The sequence below is a fragment of the Halpernia sp. GG3 genome (assembly GCF_052976925.2).
Genome location: NZ_JBRIIR020000011.1, coordinates 1 through 3,305, shown reverse-complemented (window position 1 = coordinate 3,305; position 3,305 = coordinate 1). Strand labels below are relative to the sequence as shown.

At 59.5% G+C, this 3,305-nt stretch carries 3 protein-coding genes, 2 tRNA genes and 1 pseudogene; 3 read left to right on the top strand and 3 right to left on the bottom strand.

Annotated features, from left to right (window positions below; genetic code table 11):
- Positions 1–95: 95 nt before the first annotated feature.
- Positions 96–740: a hypothetical protein gene (locus ACVBED_RS06310; RefSeq protein WP_473094704.1), complete on the top strand. Its 645-nt coding sequence runs from the start codon at positions 96–98 to the stop codon at positions 738–740.
- Positions 741–852: 112 nt separating this feature from the next.
- On the opposite strand, the pseudogene ACVBED_RS06305 reads toward ACVBED_RS06310, so the two are convergent.
- The 3 genes and pseudogenes from ACVBED_RS06305 to folD all read right to left on the bottom strand — a co-directional run.
- A pseudogene (locus tag ACVBED_RS06305) lies at positions 853–1,323 on the bottom strand (serine hydrolase family protein); the annotation flags it as partial.
- Between the two features lie 97 nt (positions 1,324–1,420).
- Positions 1,421–1,630 carry a hypothetical protein gene (locus ACVBED_RS06300; RefSeq protein WP_473094705.1) on the bottom strand — a complete coding sequence of 70 codons (210 nt, stop codon included), beginning with the start codon at positions 1,628–1,630 and terminating at the stop codon, positions 1,421–1,423.
- 314 nt (positions 1,631–1,944) lie between these two features.
- Positions 1,945–2,799 carry a bifunctional methylenetetrahydrofolate dehydrogenase/methenyltetrahydrofolate cyclohydrolase FolD gene (folD, locus tag ACVBED_RS06295; protein ID WP_473094703.1) on the bottom strand — a complete coding sequence of 285 codons (855 nt, stop codon included), beginning with the start codon at positions 2,797–2,799 and terminating at the stop codon, positions 1,945–1,947.
- 275 nt (positions 2,800–3,074) lie between these two features.
- Here folD and ACVBED_RS06290 point away from each other — a divergent pair.
- Positions 3,075–3,148 (top strand) — tRNA-Arg (locus tag ACVBED_RS06290).
- 36 nt (positions 3,149–3,184) lie between these two features.
- Positions 3,185–3,260: transfer RNA gene (locus ACVBED_RS06285), tRNA-His, on the top strand.
- The last annotated feature ends 45 nt before the right edge of the window (positions 3,261–3,305 follow it).

The following is a 3,305-nucleotide window of genomic DNA, read 5'->3' as shown; positions in this document are numbered from 1 at the left end:
GGTGAGCGCGTGATTGGGCTATGATTTGAGCCCTCATCGGCGGTTGAACAAGAGAGTAGGAATTTCCACTACCCTCGAACCTGAAACCCACCTTGTTGCTGGCCTGTGCATTGGGGCTGGCGGCGTGTTCGTCGCACCCCTCGAAGCTCGCGGGCCTGCCGGATAACGTCGAACTCAACGGCGTGCCGACCTTTCGCAGCGAGGCCTATCAAAGCGGTCCCACGGCATTAGCCAGCATGCTGTCGCAACAAGGCATTGTCATGACACCGGGGCTGTTGGATAAACCGTTGCACTTGCCCGGCGCCGAGGCGGACCTTGCGCGCAACATGCAGGTGCTGGCGCGTGAATACGGGCTGATGGTGTACCCGCTGGATGCCAGGCTGACGGCGGTGCTGGCGCAGGTGGCGGCGGCTCTACCGGTGATGGCGCGCCTGGGTGGCGGGCTGTGGTCGGACGCGCGGTACGTGGTGGTGGTCGGCTTCAACCAGCAGAAGAGCACGGTGTTGCTGCGTTCGGGCATGAACCGGCGCCTGTTGATGGACTTCAGTGATTTCGAATCGAAATGGGACAGCGCCGGGAGTTGGGCAATCCTGACCCAGCGCCCGAGTCAGTTGCCGGCGAATGTCGATGCGCAGCGCTGGCGCGACGCCGCCAATGCCACCGCCCAGGCCGGGCAGGAGCAGGTCGCCCGGCGCTCAAAGTGTTGGCCGAACACAAATAGACGGTTGGCATGCAAATAACGGTGGGAGGAGGCAAGCCCCCTCCCACCGTTGGAGCTGCTTCTACATTGGCGCCTGCTGCGTTATTCAGCGCTGCACGTGCGCCGCATTCGGGCGACTTTTCAGATTCTTGTCAGCCTTGTAACGCAGCGCCACATCCGGCACCGAACCGCTCTTGCCGGTCTCGACCCAGTTGCGAATACGGCTGGCATCGGCAAAGTGGGTGAATTTGCCGAACGCATCCCAGGATCACCAGTGACACCGGGCCGGTGCCCATGCTGGTCACCAGTACCAGGCAGTGGCCGGCCTGATTGGTGAAGCCGGTCTTGGTCAGCTTGATGTCCCAATTGGCGCGGTTGATCAGGTGGTCGGTGTTGGAGAAGCCCAGGGTGTAGTTGGGCTTGCGGAACGACACGGTCTTTTCCTTGGTGGTGCTCAACTGGCTGAGCAGCGGGTAATGCCGTGCGGCGGCCAGCAGCTTGCTCAGGTCGCGGGCGGTCGACACGTTGTGGATCGACAGGCCGGTGGGCTCCACATAATGGGTGCTGGTCATGCCCAGCGCCTTGGCCTTGGCATTCATCGCCGCGATAAAGGCCGCGTAACCCCCCGGATAGTGGTAGCAGGCTCGCGGCGGCGCGGGTTTTCCGAGGACATCAGGGCGATCAGCAGCATTTCCTTGCGCGGCATCTGGCTGCCGATCTTCACGCGGAGAACACGCCTTTCATCTCCGGCGTGTCGGTGATGTTGATATCGATGTACTCGTCCATGTTCTGCTTGGCTTCCAGCACGATCAGGCCGGTCATCAGCTTGCTCACCGAGGCGATGGGTACCGCCGCATCGGGGTTGCTGGAATAGATGACTTTGTTGGTTTGCAAGTCCACCAGCATGGCGCTGCCGGAAGCGATCTGCAGTTTGGAAGTGTCACGCGGGGCCTGGGTGGTTTCGGCGGCGTCAGCAATGTGCCGGTCAAAGCGAAAAAAAGACTGACGAGAAAGACGAATTTTTGCACGCGGGTGAACTCGCTAAAAAGTAATGAAAGACCACTGGGGAAACGGCTGGTAAGAAAAATGACGTTACATTCTAGGAGTATCGATCGATAACTATTCAGGAAATCTTCTTCCAGAACCAGACGAAAGTGCTTGAGAAAAAATAACAAAAAACGAGTTTTTCAGCAGGCAATAAAAAGCCCCGCGATAACGCAGGGCTTTTTCAGTCCGCAAGGTTATTAGCCGTGCAGGGTCTCTGCGGCGTACAGCGTGTTCTCCAGCAGGCAGGCGCGGGTCATCGGGCCCACGCCGCCCGGTACCGGTGTGATCCAGCCGGCGCGGGGCAGGGCGGTGTCATACACCACGTCGCCCACCAGCTTGCCGTCGTCCTGACGGTTGATGCCCACGTCTATAACGATGGCGCCTGGCTTGATCCACTCACCTTTCACCAGGCCCGGCTTGCCGGCGGCGACCACGACCAGGTCGGCACGACCGACATGGCCGGCCAGATCCTTGGTGAAACGGTGGGTAACGGTCACGGTGCAGCCGGCCAGCAACAGCTCCATCGCCATCGGGCGACCAACGATATTCGAGGCGCCAACCACTACCGCGTCGAGACCGTAGAGGTCGATGCCGGTGCTTTCGAGCAGTGTCATGATGCCTTTCGGGGTGCACGGGCGCAGCAGCGGGATACGCTGGGCCAGACGACCAACGTTATAAGGATGGAAGCCGTCGACGTCCTTGTCCGGGCGGATGCGTTCGAGCAGTTTGGACGCGTCCAGGTGTTCGGGCAGTGGCAGTTGCAGCAGGATGCCGTCGATGCGCGGGTCGTCGTTGAGGCCGTCAATCAGGTCGGTAAGCGCCTGTTGCGTGGTGTCGCTGGGCAAGTCGTAGGCCTTGGAAATCGAGCCGACCTCTTCACAGTCTTTACGCTTGTGCGAGACGTCAAACCAAGAGGCAGGATCGCTGCCCACCAGGATCACGGCGAGGCCCGGCGTGCGCAGGCCTTGCTCGCGACGCTCGGTGACGCGTTTGGCGATCTGCTGGCGCAGGCTGGCGGCGATTGATTTGCCGTCGATAAGTTGTGCAGTCATTACGCGTGATTAACCGTCGAGAGGGGGAAGAAAAGTGCGCGCATTCTCGCACGCCGAGGCGTGAGGGCAAAGGCGCTTGGTCCGCAAATTGCCCTAAGCCCTTAAATAAAATCAGTTTTTTTCAAAAAAGATTTGACGGGTTTCCGGGCCCTCTATACTATTCGTCGCACTTGTCGGGCACAGCCTAGCACTGGTTAAGAAGGTCGAGCGAATCGTTGTTCTGCAAGGCTGGAAAGCACTTAGTTTGTAATCCTCCAAGAGTACAGATTAATAAGGCGCCCGTAGCTCAGCTGGATAGAGCATCCGCCTTCTAAGCGGATGGTCGCAGGTTCGAGTCCTGCCGGGTGCGCGGATTAGGCAGCTTTGGCACAAGTAGCGCTAGATGGTGGACGTAGCTCAGTTGGTAGAGCTCAGGATTGTGACTCCTGCGGTCGAGGGTTCGATCCCCTTCGTCCACCCCATATTTTGAAAGGCGCCAGATTAACCATCTGGCGCCTTTCCTCTTG

What these genes read in the sequence shown, in the direction of transcription:
- folD (WP_473094703.1), bottom strand. Translation starts at nt 2,799, where the DNA reads ATGACTGCACAACTTATCGACGGCAAATCAATCGCCGCCAGCCTGCGC.